Raw genomic sequence first — 19758 nt, forward strand, 5'->3', positions numbered from 1 at the left:
GGATACCCGGTTAACCGGTGATTCCTGCACTTCTCTGGCATTGCATTGCCCGAGAAGTGCAGGAAACACCTGAGAAGTACGGTCACTCGACCGTGCACTCGCCCCATTCGACCCGCAGCGCGCGGCGCTCGGTCGGGATCGTGATCGTCTGGCGCCCCTCGGTGGCGGTGAACTCGAGGTGGCCGACCTTCTCCTCCTGGTCGTCCTCGGCCTCGACGGTGCAGACCGGCTTCGCGTCCTTGTCGTGTAGGCGTACGACGAAGGTCACCTCGACCTCGTTCTCGCTGACGGCCTCCCACTTCTCCAGCCCGGAGGAGACCTCGGGGTGCAGGGCCAGCCACAGCGCCCAGCCGAACCAGCCGATGATCGCCACCAGGGCGAGGATCAGCCCGATCATGAGTACGCCCGGGCGACGGCTCGGGCCGCGGCCGTAGCGGGCCGCGATGCGGGATTCTTCGGAGTTCATGGCTTCGGGCTCCGCTTCAGCAGGCTCACGGCCTCGGGCTCCGCTTCGGCAGATGACGGCGTGCTCACGGGAAACATGGTCCCACCCCGCCGAAGGAGACCGCACATCCGTCCCCGGACACCTACCACCAAAGTTGTCCGCGGAGTGGGAGCGGGTAACCGATTGGTGAGACGGAGCGTGGTTAGGATTGAACTCATGCCAGAGCAGCTCCAGCAGGCGTTCCGCCTGATGCACGTGCACGCGCACCCCGACGACGAGTCGAGCAAGGGCGCCGGGATCACCGCGAAGTACGTCGCCGAAGGGGTCGACGTCCATGTCGCGACGTGTACGGGCGGCGAGCGGGGCGACATCCTCAACCCGAAGATGGAGCGCCCCGGGATCCTGGAGAACATCCACGAGATCCGCCGCGAGGAGATGCATCGCGCCCGCGACATCCTCGGCATCAAGCAGGACTGGCTCGGCTTCGTGGACTCCGGTTGGGTCGAGGAGTTCATGCTGGTCAAGGAGATGGGGGCCAAGGACTGGTCGCTGCTCCCCGACGGCTGCTTCGGCCGGACGCCGCTCGAGGTGAGCACGCGCCGGCTCGTCGAGATCATTCGCTCCTTCCGGCCGCATGTGGTCACGACGTACGACGAGAACGGGGGCTACCCGCACCCGGACCACATCATGTGCCACCGGGTCTCGGTGGAGGCGTTCCGGGCGGCGGGCGACCCTGACCTGTTCCCGGACGCGGGCGAGCCGTGGCAGCCGCTGAAGCTCTACTACAGCCACACCTTCAACTACCCCCGCATGATCGCCCTGCACGAGGCGATCAAGCGTCATGGCCTGGCCTCGCCGTACGAGGAGCGCCTCGAGGAGTGGAAGCCGGACCCGGGCTGGGACGAGCGGGTCACCACGAAGGTCGAGTGCGCCGAGTTCTTCGGCGTACGTGACCAGGCCCTGCTCGCGCACGCCACCCAGATCGACCCCGACGGCCCCTGGTTCGCGGTGCCCCGGGAGATCGAGAAGGAGGCGTGGCCGACCGAGGACTACGAGCTGGTGACCTCCTACGTGCCGGTGCCCGAGGCTACGAGGCGCGAAGAGACCGATCTGTTCGCCGGTCTCGACGTCTCCACCGCCGATGACGAGGGCAAGGCCGCAGTCGGTCGCGAGATCAGCTTCGGCAAGGTCGTCACCGCCTGAAGATCTCTCAGGCAAAGGTGAGACAATGTCGGTATGTCCGGCCTCCCGATGACGACGCAGACTCTGCACACCTCCCAGCCCGCTCCTGAGCCCACCCCGCCGCAGGACGAGGACGTGGTCGCGGGCTGGACCGCCTTCGGCATCTTCATCGCGCTCTGCGTCGCCGTCGCGGTGATCGGGTGGAGCATGCTGCGTCAGTTCAAGAAGGTCGAGAAGGCCAAGGTCGAGGGTGTCTTCGGCGAGGAGGCCCAGGCCGAGGCGATCGCCCAGCAGGCCGCCAAGGACGAGATCAAGAAGCTGAAGCGCTAGCTTCCGCCTGCCGGCGGCGTCGCACGAGCCACCACCCGCCGGCACCGACCAGCGCGATCGTGCCGAGGGTGCCGCCGAGCTGGAGCAGCGCGCTGAGCCCGGTTGCCGCGGCCCGGGACTCGTCGAGGGACCAGCCGTGGGAGCGGGTGGTCCCTGCGTACGCCGCCTTCTGACCGTTCGGCCCCGAGGCGAGGGTCTGGTACGCCGGGTGCAGGTCGGTCATCATGTCGATCTCGATCTTCGTGGCCGAGGCCGGTGACGGGCAGTCGAAGGTGACCGTGGTGCCGTCGGCGATCGGATCCTCGCCCGCCTCGACCGACCCGTCGCAGCCCTCGATCCGGATGTGATCGAGCACGTAGTCGGCGTAGGCCTCCGACCGCGCCAGCGCCTTCTCGTCACCGGGCTCGTAGAGGACGACGCCGTCGAGCGTCATCCGGTCCGGGGGCAGCGCGCCGACCTGCACGGCGAGGTAGGCGATGTCGTCGGTGGCCCCGAACCGCCAGGTCACCTGGGGAGCGCCGGTGGTGCCGGCGATCGTCGCGGTCTGCGGGGCTCCGAACGGATGAGCGGAGGCGGGCCCGGCCGCGGTGGCCGCCAGCAAGATGCCGGCGACCACCGCGAGTGCCCGGAGGAGACGAGCCACTAACGCTGCCTGACCGTCAGCGTGAGGTTCGTCGTGGCCGGTGCGTGCTTGTCGTCACCGGGGTAGATGACCTGCACCTGGTGACGGCCCGGCGGCGGCAGCACGTCGACCTCGCACTCGGCGATGCCGCGACGCACGCGCGCCTCGCACAGGACGTCCTCCCCGATGAGGAACTGCACCGTGCCGGTGGCGCTGCGCGGTGCGATCGACGTACGCAACACCAGGTCCCGTCCGAAGCGGACCGTGACGTCCTTCGCGGTGAGCTTGACCGGGGTCAGCTCGGGGACGTCGACCTCCTCGACGACGACCGCGCGCGAGGCGACGGCCTGGTTGCCGTTGGCGTCGGTGACCGTGTAGGTCAGCGGGTAGGCGCCCGGCGTGTTCACATCGACGCTGCCGGAGACCTGGATGCTGCCGGTGAGGTCACCGTCGGTGTTGTCGGTCGCGCTGACCCCGTCGAGCGGGTCGAACTCCGCGCCCACCTCGATCGTCGTCGAGGCCGGCACCGTCAGCACCGGCGGCGTCGCGTCGGTGCCGGCCGCGGTGGCCAGGAAGACGCCGCCGAACTGGTCGATCGAGCCGAGTGTCTGGGCCTCACCGGTGCGGGAGGTCGAGGTCCAGGCGTACACCTCGCCCTCGGTCAGCCCGGCCCACTCGACCGTCGCCGGCCAGCCCGAACGCGCGGTGTCGGTGCCGATCACGGTGTCGGTCGGGGTGACCACGGTCAGCGCATCGGTCGTGAAGGACGTACGCCTGGTGGAGAGGTCCACAGGGAGCGTGAGGTTGTCCTCGGCGCCGTTGTAGCGGTGTCGGTCGTCGTACTCCGTCGCCCCGAAGTCGTCCAGGTGCGGGGAGTAGGTGTCGATCGACATCTCCGCGCGCTCGGTGTCGAACTGCAGCAGGCGCAGGTAGGAGGCGCCGAACTGCAGCAGGTCGGTCGACTTGTGGTCCACCGTCCCGTCGCCGTTCAGGTCGATGTTGCCGGAGGCGTCGACGGAGTCGGGGAAGAGCTCACCGGCTGTCACCTTGTAGAACTGGTAGTCGGCCAGGAGCTCGACCACGTTGTGCGAGACCGTGGCGCCGATGCCGCGCTTGAGGTTGGTGCCGACACCGTGCTCGTGGCCGGCGAGGACCAGGAACACGTTGGGGTTGGCCTCCACGACCTGGTCGAAGAGCCGGGAGCCGTCGGTGGAGAAGTTGGCCCCACGTCCGTCGGGAGCAGCGGAGGGCGCCAGGTAGGCGTGGGTGCTCAGGATGCCGTTGCGGTCGGGGAAGCGCGCGAAGATCTCGCTGGCCCAGTCCGCCTCCTCCGGAGTGACGCCGTAGGAGAGACCGACGGCGACGAAGTCGAGCCCGCCGGCGGAGAAGAGCACGTAGTTGTTCTGGTTGTCCGTGCCGCGCGTGACCACGTCGCCGGAGGCGTCGGTCTCCTCGTCCCAGGCGTGGTAGGACGCGCCGTCGGGCCACGCCTGCGCCGCGTCGTAGTAGCGCGAAGGGCTGAAGTAGCGGCTGAACCGCGACTGGGCTCCGGTCTCGCGGCCACCCTGGTTGTCGTGGTTGCCCGCGACCACCTGGTTGACCACGCCCGCCTCGTCGAGGATCCCCTGCGCCTCCGAGGTGAACTCGAACTCGCGGGTGACCTGCTCGTCGAGCCCCGGGTAGAGCAGGTTGCCGTTGGCGTCGGTGGCCAGCGGGTCCTTGGTGTCGTTCTCGGTCACGTCACCGGTGTGCGAGGTGAACGCGATCTTGCGCTGGTCGGCGTTGTCGCGGATCCACTCGGTCTCGGCGCGGTAGGCGCGCTGCCACACCGCCTGCTCCTCGACCAGCTGGATGTCCGAGGGCTCCTCGATCCCGTTGAAGTTCTCGTACGTCCCGCCGGCCGCACCCTCGGCGATGTACTGGGTGTCGGTGAAGTGGGCGAAGGAGAAGTCGTAGTCGTCGGGGTTCTCGAAGTGGTCCTTGTCATCGGCGGCCGAGTCGTCGCGCGGCGAGAGGTCGTCGGCGAACGGGTCGATGCCGGTCACCAGGACGTGGACGACGCCGTTGTCGACGTGGGCGGCGAGCGCGCGGCCCTGCAGCGTGGTGTCGCCGTCGGCGATTCCGCGTCCGGCGGCAAGCTCGTCCCAGCGGCTCTCGACGGTGTTCCACACCCGCAGCGAGACCGAGCGGGCCGGGTCGGCCGTGCCGGTCCAGACCACGTGGCGACGCGAGTCGGAGGCCGGGACGGAGACGTCGTAGCGCTGGAACGGGATCAGCTTGCTCGAGGCGCTGTCGGTGGTCTGCCCGTCCGGCTTCTGGCTCCCGGCGATCGTCTCGGAGGAGGAGTAGTCGAACTCGAGCGCGCTCGGGAGCACCGGCACGACCCCCTGGAAGCCGCCGTCGGCGACAGAGGCGGAGGCCGCCTTGAAGGTGGTGGTCACGTCCGAGCCGTCGGGGCTGTTGGCGATCGCGGAGAGCGTCACCTTCCCCTTGCCCTGACCGGTGTCGGTGCCGCCGCCGGTCGGGATGGCGTCGGAGGTGAAGGTCGAGGTGTGCGCGACCGGCCGCCCGAAGACGTCCTTCGCGGCGATCTCGATGGTGTGCTCGCCGCGAGCGAGGCCGGCGCCGATCTCCTGACCGGGCCGGATCGGCTCGCCGTCGAGCGTGTACGTCCATCCGGAGGCGTTGCCCTGGTTGGTGATGTCGACGGCGAACTCGGTCGGCGTGGTGATGTGCGAACCGGCCGCGGGGGTGGTGCCGTTGACGACCACTCCGGCGTCGCGTACGTCACCGAGCGCGGCCACGTTGAGGGCGTTGGCCTGGTCGGCGGTGAGCACGTCGGTGAAGATCCGCGCGTTGCGCACGGTGACCGGCGACCAGAACTGGTTGACCGAGTCGGCCCCGACGTAGAAGGAGTTGAGGGCGTTGCCACCGGGACGGGTCAGCGGGGCGGGAGCAGCGAGTGAGGCCGCCAACGCGCCGTCGACGTACAGCCGGGCGGTCGAGCCGTCCCAGGTGCCGACGGCGTGGTACCAGCGGCCGGTCTCGATCTCGACCTGGGCGTTGCGGTAGGCACCGCCGGCATGGACCGCGAACGTCAGCTTGCCGCTGTAGACGACGATCGAGTAGCCGCCGCCCTCCTTCTCCGAGCAGATCGAGTGCTCGGTCCCGTTGGGGAAGGTGCCGTTGTCCTTGAAGGTGCACTCGATGGAGACCTGCTCGTCGATCTGGTCCCAGGCCGCGGAGCCCATCGCATAGGCGTACGCGTCGTTGGAGCCGTCGAAGGAGGCGACCTTGGCGTCCAGCGCGGTGTCGTCGGAGATCACCGGCTCGCCGACCGTGGTCACGGCGCGGCCGGTGTCGTCGGCCGGGGTGCCGTCATCGAAGTCGACGTCGAGCACGTCCGCGGCCGGTACCGGGGGAGCGGTGTCGTAGGAGCCGGCCAGTGCCGCGGCCTCGGCATCGGTCACCGCCCGGGCGAAGAGGGAGGCAGCCGCGAACGAGGCGGGCGGGGCCGGCTGGCCGATCCCGGTGGGAGCCGAGTCGGCGCCGACCACGAAGCGGCGCGAGGTCGCGGCCGGGGCCTGCAGCGCGCCGGTGGCGGCGGTCGAGCCGGCCTTGGTGCCGTTGACGTACAGGTTCAGCCTCTGGCCGTCCCAGACCGAGAGCACGTGGTACCACCGGTCGGCGGTGATCGGGGTCAGCACCGTCTTGTAGCCGCCGCCGATGTGGGCCATCGTGCCCAGGTTGGAGCCGGTCACGTAGACCGAGTAGCCGCCCGCCTCCTTGTTGGAGCAGAGGTCCTTCTCGTTGGTGGTGGGCAGCGGGGTCTCGACCCGGAAGACGCACTCGATGGTGAAGCCCTGCTGCAGGTCGGCCCACGGGTCGTGCTCGACGGAGACTGCGTCGTCGGTGCCGTCGACGGTCATGACGTCGGTCGGCGTTTCGGCGAGGGTGTCGTCGGTGCCGTACGTCGGCGCACCCCAGGTGCGCGGCTCGAGCGACCGGGCGCGCTCGTGCGGGGCGCCGCCCTCGAAGTCGATGTCGAGTACGTCGGGTGTCGGGGCGTCCACGGTCGCCAGCGCGGCGCGCGGCGGGCCGGTCAGCGGTGAGCCGACGGCGGTGTAGGTCGACGCGCTGGCCGACGTGACGGCGTCACCGGGCAGGGCGGCGATGACACCGCCGGCGAGGGCCAGGCCGGCGGCAACGGCGACCAGTCGCCTACGTCCGGGTCTGGCGAGGCTGGCACTCGTTGGTGCGAACACGATGCTCCTTGGGGTCGTGCGGCATGACGTGCGGCATCGCCCGAGGTGCCGAACGGCCGAGGCACACGCCCGGCCATTGGATGAGGATCCTCAGATCCGGTGAACGTGGCCGAGCGGCGTTGTCGACGCCCGTCTGTCCGGTGGGTAAACGCTTGCCGCAGCCGTATCCGGCGACGAAACTCTGTGCCATCGTTTGCGCCTGACATGGACGATTTCTTGACGGGTGACTGGTTCGGCGCGGCGGCCCTGGTCGAGCGCGTGCAGGGCTATCTGGACGAGCCCGGCATCGCCGCGGCGGCCTTCGTGCTCGCCTTCGCCGCCGGCGCGGCGCACGCGATCGCGCCGGGCCACGGCAAGACCCTGGCGGCGGCGTACCTGATCGGGGCGGAGGGCCGGGTGCGCGACGCGGCCTGGCTGGGTGGTTCGGTGGCGGTGATGCACACCTTCTCGGTGCTGGTCATCGCGGTAGCGTGGGCGTTCTTCTCGCTCTCGGATCTCGTACGCCTGGAGAACCTCACCGCCGGGCTGCAGATCGTCGCCGGGGTGCTGGTCGTCGGCACCGGGCTCTGGCTGCTGCGCCGGCACTGGCGCGCTGCCCGCTCGGGGACCGGACACGGGCACTCCCACGGGCACTCACATGGCCACTCGGGCGGGCACGGTCACGGCCAGTCAGGCGTACGCCGCCCCGGCATCGTGCTGCTCGGTATCTCCGGCGGCCTGACGCCGTCCCCGGGAGCGTTCCTGGTCCTGGTGACCGGCCTGTTCGCCGGCCGCTCGGCGTTCGCGCTGCTGCTGGTGATCACCTTCGGCCTGGGCATGGCGACGATCCTGTTCGGAGTCGGCCTACTGGCGCTGGCCGGGAACAACCTCGTCGTCCGCGTCGCCGAGTCGAAGACCTACCTCCAGGTCGCGGCGAAGGTCACCCCGATCCTGGCCGCGCTCGGCGTCACGGTCCTCGGCGCCGGCCTCACCGTCGTCGGCGTCGGCTCACTCGGCTGACCGCGACCTCACTGCTCAGAGCGTCGGCGCGATCGAGGGCAGCAGGTCCTGGAACGTACGCCCGTTGCCGATCTCGCCGAGCGCGGTCATCGCCCAGCCACCGTCCTGACGGCTGACCTTGGCCATGATCTCCGCGGTGTGCGGGCCGGTCTGGCTCACGTCGAAGCGGGCGATCTCGGTGTGGGTGTTCTCGTCGACGAGACGGCAGAACGCGTTCTGGATCTGGGCGAAGCTCTGTCCGGTGAAGGAGTTGATCGTGAACACGATCTGCGCGACATCGGCGGGCACCCGGTCGAGGTGGACGATGATCGACTCGTCATCGCCCTCGCCGGCGCCGGTGCGGTTGTCGCCGGTGTGGACGACGGCGCCGTCCCTGGACTTCAGCTGCCGGAACCAGGCCTGGTCGACGTGGGCGCCGGCCGCGTCGTAGAGGATCGCGGAGGCGTCCATGTCGACGTCGGCGCCACGGAAGCCGCCGAAGAGGCCCTGTCTGACCGCGTCCCAGCCGAGCGCTATCCGTACGTGCGTCATGCTGCTGCCGTCACCGGTCGTGAGCGAGACCGACTGTCCCTTGGCGAGCGAGACGGACAACTGATCCTCCGATGGCTGGGCCGACGAGCGGGCATGGCCACCTTAGTCAATCGTGACCGTCACCGGTTCCGTTCCGGTCGCCTCGACCAGGATCCGGTTGTGCTCGGCCTCGCCGACGACCCGGCCGCCCTCGACGGCGATGTCCGGCCCGTCGGGGTAGTGGATCGGGCTGACGAAGATCTCGGTCGGCTCGTCGATCTCCGCGGACGGCTCGTAGGTGTAGCTGAACGCGCCGGTGGCGGGGTCGAAGGAGAGGTCGACGGGGGTGCCGGCCGTGGCCTGCGGGTAGGTGCGGACCAGCGTACGCAGCTTCTCGGCCTTCACCGTCGAGAGATCGGCGTCGTCGGTGAACATGCCCTGACGGCCGTCGGCGGTGGTCGGGTCGTCCCAGTGCTTGTAGGCCCAGTGCATCCAGGAGGTGAAGTGGTCGTCGGCCGAGGCGGTGTCGATGGCCAGCAGCTCGGTGTTGTCGGTCGCGCCGAACTCCGACATCAGGTTGGTCGCGCCCATCGTCTCGGCCTGTTCGAGCGCCTTGAGGTTGTGCGTCTCGTCATAGTCCTTGCAGCCGCTGACCCCGATCGGGATGCCCTGGGAGTCGAGGTAGCCGTAGGGGCAGTAGCTGTGCCAGGAGTAGCCGACCTGGTCGTCGTCGGCCGGCCCGAAGCTCGAGTTGGGGACCTGGTTGGCGAGCAGCTGCGACTCGTACCAGACGATGCCGTCGGGGTCGGACCGCCGGATCGCCGCCGTCGCCCTCTCGTACGCCGGCTGGAACTCGTCCCGGTAGGAGCTCGGGCACCCGGTGATCGGGCAGGTCAGCCACTCCCGGCCCGCCCACGGCTCGTTGATGAGGTCGTAGCCCATGGAGTAGGGCTGGTCGCCCCAGCGCTGCGCGACCGCGCCCCAGGCCGCGGCCCAGCCGTCCTGCACACCGTTCTTGTTCGCCCAGAAGTTGTCGTAGACGGTGGCCAGCTCGGGCGTGATGTACGTCGCCGGGAAGGACAGCTTGATCGGCGGGTGGAGGTTGTAGGGCGCCGGCCGTTTCGCTGCCCAGTCGGGTACGCCCTCGCCGCCGTAGGTCTCGTGCCACATGTCCTGGTGGAAGTCGTACTGCATCCAGATGCCCTTGTCGGCGAGCAGGTCGATCACCCGCTGCCAGTCGTCGAGGTAGTCCTCGTCGACCTGCCCGGGGGCGTCCGGGGTCACGCCCGCCCACAGGGTGCCGATCCGGGCGCCGTTGAAGCCGTGCTCCGCCAGCCATTCGGCGTCGGCCGCGGTGAAGCCCTCGGGCGAGTCGGGTGGGACGTACGGATCGTGCTTCCAGACGAGGTTCTGCCCGTGCACGAGCACGATCCGGCCGTGCTGGTCGACCAGCCAGCGCCCCTCGCGGGACAGCCGTGGCGTCTCCTCCGCCGGGTCCGCGCCGGCGGGCCCGACCGGGCTCAGCAGCGAGGTCCCGAAGGCGAGCACGGCCGCCGCGGCGGCCACGATTCCGAAGCTTCCCGAGCGACGAGGCATGTCCGGAACCTATTGGTCCCTGCCACCACCGACAAGAACGTGTTCTCATTCTGGACGTATGGCCCGCCAGGACGGGGCCTGCAGTGGACATGGGTGCCCTACGTGCGGTTGAGTCAGACGAGGAGCATTGGGGGAGAATGTCACCTGTGAGAGACGAAGCGAGCGGCTGGTCAGGCACCTGGGTGGCCGAACGTCTGGGCGTGCGTCTGCGGACGACCGACGCGCCGAGCGGGATGATGCTCACCGATCTGGTCGGTCTGGCGGTGCGGCGCAACCCCCGCCGGGCGCAGCTCCTGGTCTCCTCCGTCCTCGGCAAGCACGTCCCGACCGACCCGCGTCTGGTGACCGACGCCGGGCTGCGCCTGGGGGCCAAGGCGCGCGCCGCGGCCACCGGTGACGCGGTGGTCCTCGGATACGCCGAGACCGCGACCGCGCTCGGCCACCTCGTCGCCGACGCCCTCGGGGCGCCCTACCTGCACTCCACCCGCCGGGTCGTCGACGGTATCGAGTCCGTCGCCGACTTCTTCGAGGAGCACTCGCACGCGACCGCCCACCGGCTGCTCCCCGCCGACCCGGCTTTCCTCGCCCGTGCCGAGACCCTGGTGCTGGTCGACGACGAGGTCATCACCGGCAAGACCGTCGTCAACACCATCCGGGCACTGCACAAGAAGTTCCCGCACAAGCACTACGTCGTGGCCGCGCTCGTCGACCTGCGCTCGGAGGCCGACCGCGGCCGGATGGAACGCTCGATCAAGCGGTTGCGCGCGACCTTGGACGTGGTCTCCCTCGCGAGCGGCGAGATCGAGCTGCCCGAGGACCTCGCCGACAACGGCAACCGGCTCATCGACACCGTCGAGAACCTCCGCCAGCTGGCCGGCGTCGAGCCGAACCGGCGTCCGCGCGGCGAGGTCGTCCAGGTCGTCGCGACCTGGCCGCGCGCCGTCCCGGAGGGTGGCCGCCACGGCTTCACGGCCGGCGCCTCCGGCTCCTACGAGTCGGCCGTCACGGTGACCGCGGCGGCCGTCGCCGCCCGCATCCCCGACGGCCCGGTGCACGTCCTCGGCACCGAGGAGCTGATGTACGCACCGCTGCGGATCGCCTCCGCGCTGGCGGACCGGCGCGCGGCCGAGGGCCGCCGCCACGAGATCACCTACTCGACGACGACGCGGTCGCCGGTGCTCGATGTCGACGACCCGGGCTACGCGATCCGCACCGCGATCACCTTCCCGTCCCACGACGCCCCGGCCGACGGCGACGGGCCACGCTTCGCCTACAACCTGCGTGAGGGTGCCTTCGAGACGATCGTGCTCGTCGTCGACGAGCCGGCCGACACCCCCGCGCTGCACGAGGAGGGCGGCCTGGTCGACCAGCTCGCCCGGCTCGCGCCTCGGGTCGTGGTCGTGACCATCCCGGCGTACGCCCCGGAGCCGCGCCACGACCAGCCGGCCCGGCAGCTGTCTGCTCCGCTCCACGGGCCGGTCTTCGGCTCCTACGACCGCGACGACGTCGCCTGGCTGCTCAAGGACCTGTCCGAGGACACGGCCGAGGCGCCGGCCGAGGAGCACGCGGAGGCTCAGCGGGAGCTCTTCGACGAGGCCCTGACCGCATCGGCCCAGCGGGTCGCGTACGCCATCGGCCTGGTCACCGAGCAGGTGCTGGCCAGGCGCGGGCAGGACGCCGTGCTGGTCTCCCTGGTGCGTGCCGGCGTCCCGATCGGGGTGCTGATGCGGCGCTGGGCGCAGCGCGTGCACGGGCTCGACCTGCCCCACTATGCGATCTCGATGATCCGTGGGCGCGGCATCGACCAGACCGCGCTCGCCTATCTTGCCGCCCACCACGACCCCGCGCAGGTGATGTTCGTGGACGGGTGGACCGGCACGGGCGCGATCGCCCGCGAGCTGGCCGCGTCGGTCGAGAAGGCCAACTCGACGCTCGACGCCCATCTGGCCTCGCCGTTCTCCCCGGAGCTCGCGGTCCTCGCCGACCCGGGCCGGAGCGTGGCGGTCTACGGCACCCGCGAGGACTACCTGATCCCGTCGGCGTCCCTCGGGTCGACCGTCTCCGGTCTCGTCTCGCGTCCCATCATCGACGACGACCGGGTCGGCCCCAACGACTTCCACGGCGCGGTGTTCCACGCCGACCTGGCTCCGGCCGACGTGTCCAAGAAGTTCATCGACACCGTCGCGGCCCGCTTCCCGATCGTGCGCACCAAGGTGATGCTCGACCTCGATGCCCACCTCGGCGGCGACCACACGCCCACCTGGGTGGGCTGGGACGCGGTCGAGGAGGTCGCGGAGAAGTTCGCGGACGGCGACGTCAGCCTCGTCCAGGCCGGCGTCGACGAGACCCTCCGGCTGCTGCTGCACGGTGAGCCGGCCAAGATCCTGGTGGACCCGGCCCACGACACCGACCTGGGCCCCGTCAAGAAGCTCGCCGAGGCGCGCGACGTGCCGGTGGAGCGTATCTCCGGCCTGCCCTACTCCTGCATCGGTCTCGTACGTCCCTGATGCCGGTGCGCCCGCCACAGGACCTGGTCGTCGTCGGGAGCATCAACGTCGACCTGACGGCGCTCGTCGAGAGGTTGCCCAGCGCCGGAGAGACCGTCGGTGGTGGTCGGCTGCGCCGTGACGTCGGCGGGAAGGGTGCCAATCAGGCCGTCGCGGCGAGCCGGCTGGGAGCCCGGGTGCGGATGATCGGCGCGGTCGGCTCCGATGCCGACGGGGCCTGGGCGGTCGAGACGATCCGAGCTGCCGGGGTCGACGTCGCCGGGGTTTGCATCGCCGACTCGCCGACCGGCACGGCGCTGATCGCCGTCGACGCGGCGGGGGAGAACCAGATCGTGGTGTGCGCCGGCGCCAACGCGTCGGTCGGCGCCGACGGGATCTCGGTCGGGGCGGACGAGGCCGTGCTGATGCAGCTCGAGCTGTCCCTGGAGGTGATCCGCGCCGTCGCCGCGCGGGCGCCGGGGTTCGTCGCGCTCAATGCTGCCCCGGCCCAGCACCTCCCGGCCGACCTCGTCGAGCGGGTGGACCTGTTCATCGTCAACGAGACCGAGTACGCCGCCATGCCCGAGCTGCGCGCGGCCCGGCGGGTCGCGGTGACCTACGGCGCCGCGGGTGCGGCCATGATCGCCGAGGGCACCGAGACCGCTCGCGTCCCCGCCGCGCCGGCGCCGGACGTGGTCAACACCGTCGGCGCCGGCGACGCGTTCTCCGCTGCGCTCACCCTCGCGATCCAGGCCGGCACACCGGACGGTCAGGCGCTGCGTATTGCCTGCGCGGTAGGCGCTGCCGCGGTCGCGCACCCCAGCGCCCAGCCGCCGCTGGAGCGTCTGGAGACGTACGCCTAGCCCAGCTCCTTCCGGAAGAAGTGGGTGGCGTGGGGGTTGTCGTTGTAGCGGTCGATGCGCTCGTAGCCGGCCCGCTCGTACATCCCGATCGCCTCGCTGAGGACGTCGCGGGTGTCGAGGCGTACGACCGTGTGGCCCAGCCGCAGCGCCTCGGCTTCCAGGTGGCGAAGCAGGCGTGAGCCGAGGCCCGCGCCGCGCCAGGCGGGATCGACCCACATCCGCTTGATCTCGCCGGTGCCGTCGAACTCGCGGACCGCACCGGAGGCGACCGGGGCGCCGTCGCTGGCAGCCACGAAGAAGGCGCCGTGCGGCGCGCGCAGGGAGGGGTCGTCGCCGAAGCCCTCGTCGCCGACGGTGAACCCGAAGCGGTCGCCGATCTCGGCGAAGTAGTGGCCCATCGCCTCCTGGGCCATCGGGTCGCGCGGGTCGACCTGCTCGATGGTGATCGTGGCGGCGCGCACCAGCAGGTCGGCCGTCGCCAGCGCCTCGTTGAGACGGTCGCGCTGCCGCTGGGTCAGCGGATCGAGCAGCAGGTGGGCGTGCTCCTCGGAGCGGCGCTCGAGGTCGTCCCACTGCTTGAGGCCGTCCTCGGTGAGCGCCACCAGCCGGCGCCGGCCGTCGGAGGGGTCGCGGTCCATCGCGACGTACCCCTTGCTCTCCAGCGTCCGCAGCATCCGGCTGACGTAGCCGGAGTCGAGGCCGCCGAGTCTGGTCCTGAGGTCCTGAACGGTATGAGCGCCGAGCCCGATCTCGTAGAGGATCCGAGCCGTGCCATAGGGGAGGCCACTGCCGAGGAAGGAGTCCTCGAGCGCTCCCACCCGACGGACGTAGCTCATGTTGAACTTGCGCATCACCGAGGTGTCCACTGTCATATACCTGACTTTAGTCAGGTATATGAGTGAACCCAAGGGCGGATTCCCTACAAATGACAAACGGCCCGTCCTCTCGGACGGGCCGTTCTGATGGGGTGAGCGACGGGGCTTGAACCCGCGACCCTCGCGACCACAACGCGATGCTCTACCAGCTGAGCTACGCCCACCATCGGCTCGGACAGCGCATGTCCGAGCCAGCAAGAATCATAGGGGAATCAGACCGGATCTGTGGAATCGGGGGTGGCCATCGGGTCGCCGAGGCCGGTGATCGAGGCTCCGTGCCGGCCGGCGATCTCCTTCGCCGCCTCGGAGTCCGGGCCGGGCATCGGCACGAAGACCGCCTCGCGGTAGTAGCGAAGCTCCTCGATCGACTCCTGGATGTCGGCCAGCGCACGGTGGTTGCCGCGCTTGGGGGGAGCCGAGAAGTAGGCCCGCGGGAACCAGCGACGCGACAGCTCCTTGATCGAGGAGACGTCGACGTTGCGGTAGTGGAGGAAGCCCTCCAGCTCGGGCATGTCGCGGGCGAGGAAGTTGCGGTCGGTGGCCACCGTGTTGCCGCCGAGCGGCGGCCGGGAGTCCTTGCCGCAGTGCTCCCAGACGTACGCCAGGACCTGCTCCTCCGCCTCCCGCATCGGCACACCGTTCTCCAGCTCGACCAGCAGGCCGGACTTGGTGTGCATGTCGCGTACGAAGTCGTCCATCTGCTCCAGCGCCTCGGCCGGGGGTTTGATGATGATGTCGACCCCGTCGCCGAGCACGTTGAGATCGAAGTCGGTGACGAGGGCTGCCACCTCGATGAGCGCATCGTGCTCGAGGGACAGCCCGGTCATCTCGCAGTCGATCCAGACCAGACGTTCGTTCAGTGAAGCCACGCAGAGCACCATAACGCCGCTGGTCAACGGCTTCGCGGAGGGTTAGGAGACGATGTGATAACGGTTCCCATGGCGTGGTTTCAGCCTCCGCTCAGGAGACCGACCTATGTTGGCTCCATGAGCACGGATTCAGCCAGCAGCCACTCGCGCAAGGAGAAGCGTGAGGCACGCGCTGCCAAGGCCGCCGCGGAGCTGGAGGCTCTGCGCAAGAAGCAGGCCCGCAAGTCGATCCTCACCGTCGCGGCGGTCGTCGTCGCCATCGCGGTGATCATCGGTGGCCTCGTCTGGTTCAGCGTGAACCGCTCCGGCGACGACAAGGTCACCGCGGTGGAGGCCGGCAGCAGCGAGCACGGCCTGGTGATCGGACCCGACGACGCGCCTCACAAGGTCGTCATCTACGAGGACTTCCTGTGCCCCTACTGCGCCGAGTTCGAGGCCGCGTCCCGCGACGATCTCGCCGAGCTGGCCGCCGACGGCAAGGTCCAGGTCGACTACCGCCCGTTCGTGCTCCTCGACCAGGTCGGCCCCTACTCCGAGCTCGCCACCTCGGCCTTCGCGGTCGTCCAGGAGGAGGCCGGTGACGAGGTCGCCAAGACGTTCCACGACCTGCTCTTCGAGAACCAGCCCAGCGAGTCCGGCCCGTTCCCGAAGGCCGCTGACCTCGTCGACCTCGCCGTCGAAGCCGGCGCCGACGAGTCCGCCGTCAAGGACCGCATCGAGAGCCTCGACGGCAAGGCCTGGGCCGACGCCGCCACCAAGGCCGCCGCCGACGACGGTGTCCAGGGCACTCCGACCGTCCTGCTCGACGGAGAGCAGTTCCAGGACGGCAACACCGTCCAGGAGTACGCGGACAACCTGGTCGAGCAGATCTCCTGACGCTGGCTCGAGCTGCGCGGCCTGATCCGCGTTGGTCCACGGTTCGACTCGCGTTTCCGTAGGCACTTTAGGGTTCGGCGACAGCCAATGGCGGCTGGGCCGGAAGACCCCTATGCGAAGGTGCTCGAGATGGCGTACGCGACAACCGAAGACGGGCATCGGATCTATGTGAAGCCGACGGACCCGCGGGCTCTGGGCCTGATCGCCAACAAGGGCCGGATCGTCCGTGGCTCGCTCGAGCTGTGGCGGTTGGCGCTCGGGCTGCACGAGTGGCGGACCGTGATCGACATCGGCGTGAACTACGGCGAGATGCTCGTCGGGGTGGACATGCCCGAGGGGGTCGAGCTGATCGGGTTCGAGCCGAACACCTCGCTGCACAAGGTCCTGCGCAAGACCCTCGATACCCGCGGGATCACGATCGACCTGCGCGCGCAGGCCGTCGCCGACAAGCCCGGCGCGGCACGGTTCGCGGTCGACCGGACCTGGTCGGGGACGTCGTCGCTGTACGACGAGCGCCATGACGGCTCGGCCCGCTGGCAGCTCCGTGACGTCGAGGTCACCACGCTCGACGAGGTGCTCGGCGGCTCCGGACGGCCGTTCTGCGTGAAGGTGGATGTCGAGGGCTTCGAGCGCGAGGTCGTCGACGGCGCGGCGCGGTCGCTGGCCGATGTGGCCCACTGGGCACTGATGCTCGAGATCGAGCACATGGACCGTGGCTACCTCGCCGAGCTGGCCAGGACGCGCGACGTGTTCGTGAAGGAGAAGGACTCGACCTCGTTGCGTCGGGTGCCGGGCGGACGGGTCGCCGTCGAGGAGCTTCTCGATGATCCGGCGCTGCATCGGCAGGACTGTCTGGTCCTGAGCCCGGCGCTGGCGGCTGAACAGCGATAACGTGGCGACATGACCGAGATCCAGATCGTCGAGCAGTTCCTGGCCGCGCTCGAGACCGGCGAGGTCGACGCTGCGCTGGCGCTGTGCGCCGACGACGTCACCTACCAGAACGTTCCCCTTCCGCCGGCGCGTGGCCTCTCCGAGGTCGGGCGCCAGCTACGGGTCATGGGGAAGTACACGACCGGCTTCGAGGTCCGGATGATCAACATCGCGGCCAACGGCCCGGTGGTGCTCACCGAGCGCATCGACGTGCTCAGCCGCGGCTCGGTCTCCGCCGAGTTCTGGGTGTGCGGCACCTTCGAGGTGCGCGACGGCAAGATCGTGCTCTGGCGCGACTACTTCGACTGGACGACGTTCATCGCAGCCGGCATCAAGGGCGTCGGCCAGGCGGCGTTCGGCGCGATCCGGAAGGCCGTCGGCCGCTGAGCCCTTGTGCACAATGCACGAGGCAGATCGTGCGCTGTTCTTGTGACGCCAGTCACAACGAGCCCTACTCTCAGGAACATGCCTCGTGCGTCAGCCGCTCTCCTCGCCCTGGTCCTGACCGCTTCCGCTCTGGTCGCCTCGACCGGCACGGCGCTCGCTGACCCCGAACCACCCGGTGACCAGCCGCTGCCCGGCTACACGATCAGCAACCCGCCGGTCGCGCCGATCGTCGTCGGCGGCCAGGAGACGACGGTGCGCCAGGGCGTGCACGAGCACGCCGCGTACGTCCTCGAGGTGCCGGCCGACTGGAACGGCGAGCTGGTGATGTGGGCCCACGGCTACCGCGGGCTCAGCTACACGCTGACGCCCGAGACGCCGGGGTTCGGGTTGCGGCGTACGTTCCTCGAGCAGGGCTACGCCTGGGCGGCGTCGAGCTACTCGACCAACGGCTACGACGTGGGTGCCGGGGTGCGCTCGACACGGGACCTGGCGACGTACGCCTCCGATCTGCTGCCGCGGAAGGCGACCCGCACCTATGTGACCGGGGTGTCGATGGGCGGGCACGTGATCGGGCGCTCGCTGGAGCAGTATCCGGGCTTCTACGACGGCGCGATGCCGATGTGCGGGCAGCTGGGGGACATGGAGCTCTTCGACTTCTTCGTCGACTACAACCTCGGCGCGCAGGCGCTCGCCGGGCACGACGCCTACCCGTACACCAAGGACTACCAGAGCGTCGACGTCCCGGTGATCAAGGAGCGGCTCGGGCTCGGCGGCACGCTGACCCCGGAGGGGGAGCAGTTGCGCGCGATGACCATCGAGCGCACCGGCGGCCCGCGGCCGGGCGCGGTGGCGGCCTTCGGACAGTGGAAGGACTTCCTGTTCACGCTGCCGTCGGTCGACGACGGCGGCACCCTGGGCTTCAACATCGGCCGGGTGGCGACCAACCAGGACACCGTCTACACCCCGAGCTCGCCGGTGGACCTGAACACGGAGGTCGAGCGGATCGACCCCGTCGACCCCGCCGGGCGCTACAGCCACCGGCTCAACGCCCCGTCACGGATCTCCGGTCGGCCGACCGCCCCGGTGGTGAGCCTGCACAACCTCGGCGACATGTTCGTGCCGTTCTCGCTGGAGCAGATCTATCTGCGCGAGGTGAAGCGCCACCACCGCGGCGGTCTGGTCGTGCAGCGGGCGATCCGCTCGGCCGGGCACTGCGAGTTCAGCCCAGCCGAGGCCTCGGCCGCCTGGGGCGACCTCGTCGACTGGGTCGAGCACGGCGACCGTCCGGCGGGCGACGACGTGCTCGACCGAGCAGCCGTCGCCGCGCCCGACTACGGCTGCGCGTTCACCGATCCCACGGCGTACGGGACCGGTTCGCGTCGTCTCTACGCGCGGTGCCCCTGACCGGCCCCTAGCGGACGACGTCGTAGACGAGCTTGACGATGCCGTTGGCGTAGGTCTCCGACTCGACCAGCGCGAGCCGCTGCTTGTCCTTGTCGGTCTCGCTCCACATCGACTTCCCGGCGCCGAGGACGACGGGGAAGACGAGCAGGTGGTAGCGGTCGATCAGGCCGGCGTCGGCGAGGTTGCGGGCGAGCTCGGCGCTGCCGGCGATCAGGATCGGGCCGCCGTCGCCCTGCTTGAGCTCCTCGACCTCGTCCAGCGACCTCAGGATGGTCTGCGGACCCCAGCCCTCGACCAGGGCGTCGTCGCCGAGGGAGGTCGAGACGACGTACTTGGGGATCTCCTTGACCACCGTGAAGTCCTCGATGTCGGGCCAGATCGGCGCGAAGGCCTCATAGCTGCGCCGGCCGAACATCATCGCGCCGGCCTCCTCCATCTCGCTGCCCTTGATCGCGTAGGCCTCCGGCAGGAACTCGATGTCCTTGTAGGTCCAGCCGCCGCTGCGGTGCTGCTCGTATTCGGAGCCGCCGCCGGGGGAGTCGACGACGCCGTCGATGGACACGAACGCGGAGTAGATGAGTGTGCGCATGGACCGATCCTGCCGCGCGGGTCTCCGTACCGCCACAAGTATTTCGTTGCGTATCTCGGTGCCGCACGTGATGGTGAGGCATGACCTTGTACGACGACCTCGGCGGCGAGCCCGCGCTGCGCCGGCTGAGCGACGCGTTCTACGAGAGGGTGCTGGTCGACGAGCTCCTCGCGCCGGTGTTCGCGAACTTCACGCCCACCCATGTCGAGCGGGTCGCGATCTGGCTGGGCGAGATCTTCGGTGGCCCGGCCGACTTCACCGCCAGGCTCGGCGGCCATCAGGCCCTGCTGAAGGTCCACCTCGGCCTCGGGATCCGCGAGGAGCACCGGCAGCGCTGGCTCGAGCTCATGCAGGCCGCGATCGAGGAGGTACTGGCCGACCGGCCAGACCTGCACAAGACGCTGATGGCCTACTTCGACTGGGGCACCGCTATCGCCAAGGATGTCTCCCAGGAACCGCCGGGGACTGACCTCGGCGACCCGGGCCCGACGCCCCGTTGGGGTCGCGACCGGCTGGTGAAGGACTAGCCT

The 19758-nt window shown here is 69.9% G+C and carries 18 protein-coding genes and 1 tRNA gene; 10 read left to right on the forward strand and 9 right to left on the reverse strand.

Features of this window, described 5'->3' with window-relative positions:
- Nucleotides 1–82: 82 nt before the first annotated feature.
- On the reverse strand, nucleotides 83–466 hold the full coding sequence (locus ACFX43_RS19055) for a DUF4307 domain-containing protein (protein WP_378832314.1): 384 nt from the start codon (nucleotides 464–466) through the stop codon (nucleotides 83–85).
- Nucleotides 467–661: 195 nt separating this feature from the next.
- On the opposite strand from ACFX43_RS19055, the gene mca reads away from it, so the two are divergent.
- The gene (mca, locus tag ACFX43_RS19060; protein WP_378832320.1) at nucleotides 662–1648 is read left to right on the forward strand and encodes a mycothiol conjugate amidase Mca; all 987 of its coding nucleotides are present in this window, start codon (nucleotides 662–664) and stop codon (nucleotides 1646–1648) included.
- A 33-nt stretch (nucleotides 1649–1681) separates the two neighbouring features.
- Entirely contained in the window at nucleotides 1682–1957 is a 276-nt protein-coding gene (locus ACFX43_RS19065) for a hypothetical protein (protein ID WP_378832325.1), read from the forward strand.
- Here ACFX43_RS19065 and ACFX43_RS19070 read toward each other — a convergent pair.
- Complete coding sequence (locus ACFX43_RS19070) at nucleotides 1938–2600, reverse strand: hypothetical protein (protein ID WP_378832328.1); 663 nt, start codon at nucleotides 2598–2600, stop codon at nucleotides 1938–1940. The genes ACFX43_RS19065 and ACFX43_RS19070 overlap by 20 nt on opposite strands.
- Nucleotides 2600–6844, reverse strand: coding sequence for a LamG-like jellyroll fold domain-containing protein (locus tag ACFX43_RS19075; protein ID WP_378832336.1), 4245 nt, complete (start codon nucleotides 6842–6844; stop codon nucleotides 2600–2602). Before ACFX43_RS19075 ends, ACFX43_RS19070 begins: the two co-directional genes overlap by 1 nt.
- A 204-nt stretch (nucleotides 6845–7048) precedes the next feature.
- On the opposite strand from ACFX43_RS19075, the gene ACFX43_RS19080 reads away from it, so the two are divergent.
- Nucleotides 7049–7843: a cobalt transporter gene (locus ACFX43_RS19080; RefSeq protein ID WP_378832339.1), complete on the forward strand. Its 795-nt coding sequence runs from the start codon at nucleotides 7049–7051 to the stop codon at nucleotides 7841–7843.
- A 15-nt stretch (nucleotides 7844–7858) separates the two neighbouring features.
- Here ACFX43_RS19080 and ACFX43_RS19085 read toward each other — a convergent pair whose 3' ends face one another.
- Complete coding sequence (locus ACFX43_RS19085) at nucleotides 7859–8434, reverse strand: TerD family protein (protein WP_378832344.1); 576 nt, start codon at nucleotides 8432–8434, stop codon at nucleotides 7859–7861.
- A 42-nt stretch (nucleotides 8435–8476) separates the two neighbouring features.
- Nucleotides 8477–9949, reverse strand: a complete 1473-nt coding sequence (locus tag ACFX43_RS19090) for a cellulase family glycosylhydrolase (protein ID WP_378832349.1) — start codon at nucleotides 9947–9949, stop codon at nucleotides 8477–8479.
- A 137-nt stretch (nucleotides 9950–10086) separates the two neighbouring features.
- On the opposite strand from ACFX43_RS19090, the gene ACFX43_RS19095 reads away from it, so the two are divergent.
- Nucleotides 10087–12456 carry a phosphoribosyltransferase domain-containing protein gene (locus ACFX43_RS19095; RefSeq protein ID WP_378832354.1) on the forward strand — a complete coding sequence of 790 codons (2370 nt, stop codon included), beginning with the start codon at nucleotides 10087–10089 and terminating at the stop codon, nucleotides 12454–12456.
- 5 nt (nucleotides 12457–12461) lie between these two features.
- The gene (locus ACFX43_RS19100) at nucleotides 12462–13298 is read left to right on the forward strand and encodes a ribokinase (RefSeq protein WP_378832364.1); all 837 of its coding nucleotides are present in this window, start codon (nucleotides 12462–12464) and stop codon (nucleotides 13296–13298) included.
- Here ACFX43_RS19100 and ACFX43_RS19105 read toward each other — a convergent pair.
- From ACFX43_RS19105 to orn, 3 genes are all read right to left on the reverse strand, one after another.
- Nucleotides 13295–14170 carry a GNAT family N-acetyltransferase gene (locus tag ACFX43_RS19105; RefSeq protein WP_378832368.1) on the reverse strand — a complete coding sequence of 292 codons (876 nt, stop codon included), beginning with the start codon at nucleotides 14168–14170 and terminating at the stop codon, nucleotides 13295–13297. The two genes, ACFX43_RS19100 and ACFX43_RS19105, sit on opposite strands and share 4 nt — an antisense overlap.
- Before the next feature lie 91 nt (nucleotides 14171–14261).
- Nucleotides 14262–14337 (reverse strand) — tRNA-His (locus ACFX43_RS19110).
- A gap of 48 nt (nucleotides 14338–14385) precedes the next feature.
- On the reverse strand, nucleotides 14386–15054 hold the full coding sequence (orn, locus tag ACFX43_RS19115) for an oligoribonuclease (RefSeq protein ID WP_378841008.1): 669 nt from the start codon (nucleotides 15052–15054) through the stop codon (nucleotides 14386–14388).
- Between the two features lie 105 nt (nucleotides 15055–15159).
- Here orn and ACFX43_RS19120 point away from each other — a divergent pair, with 105 nt between their 5' ends.
- From ACFX43_RS19120 to ACFX43_RS19135, 4 genes are all read left to right on the forward strand, one after another.
- Entirely contained in the window at nucleotides 15160–15918 is a 759-nt protein-coding gene (locus ACFX43_RS19120) for a DsbA family protein (protein ID WP_378832373.1), read from the forward strand.
- Nucleotides 15919–16047: 129 nt separating this feature from the next.
- Complete coding sequence (locus tag ACFX43_RS19125) at nucleotides 16048–16809, forward strand: FkbM family methyltransferase (RefSeq protein WP_378832378.1); 762 nt, start codon at nucleotides 16048–16050, stop codon at nucleotides 16807–16809.
- Between the two features lie 9 nt (nucleotides 16810–16818).
- Complete coding sequence (locus ACFX43_RS19130; RefSeq protein WP_378832383.1) at nucleotides 16819–17235, forward strand: limonene-1,2-epoxide hydrolase family protein; 417 nt, start codon at nucleotides 16819–16821, stop codon at nucleotides 17233–17235.
- Between the two features lie 78 nt (nucleotides 17236–17313).
- Nucleotides 17314–18639, forward strand: coding sequence for a hypothetical protein (locus tag ACFX43_RS19135; RefSeq protein ID WP_378832386.1), 1326 nt, complete (start codon nucleotides 17314–17316; stop codon nucleotides 18637–18639).
- A 7-nt stretch (nucleotides 18640–18646) separates the two neighbouring features.
- On the opposite strand, the gene ACFX43_RS19140 is transcribed toward ACFX43_RS19135, so the two are convergent.
- The gene (locus ACFX43_RS19140; protein WP_378832391.1) at nucleotides 18647–19228 is read right to left on the reverse strand and encodes a dihydrofolate reductase family protein; all 582 of its coding nucleotides are present in this window, start codon (nucleotides 19226–19228) and stop codon (nucleotides 18647–18649) included.
- Nucleotides 19229–19308: 80 nt separating this feature from the next.
- Between ACFX43_RS19140 and ACFX43_RS19145 the strand changes: the two genes are divergently transcribed.
- The gene (locus ACFX43_RS19145) at nucleotides 19309–19755 is read left to right on the forward strand and encodes a group II truncated hemoglobin (protein ID WP_378832395.1); all 447 of its coding nucleotides are present in this window, start codon (nucleotides 19309–19311) and stop codon (nucleotides 19753–19755) included.
- Nucleotides 19756–19758 lie beyond the last annotated feature (3 nt).

The sequence above is a fragment of the Nocardioides sp. YIM B13467 genome (genome assembly GCF_042788075.1).
Taxonomy (GTDB): domain Bacteria; phylum Actinomycetota; class Actinomycetes; order Propionibacteriales; family Nocardioidaceae; genus Nocardioides.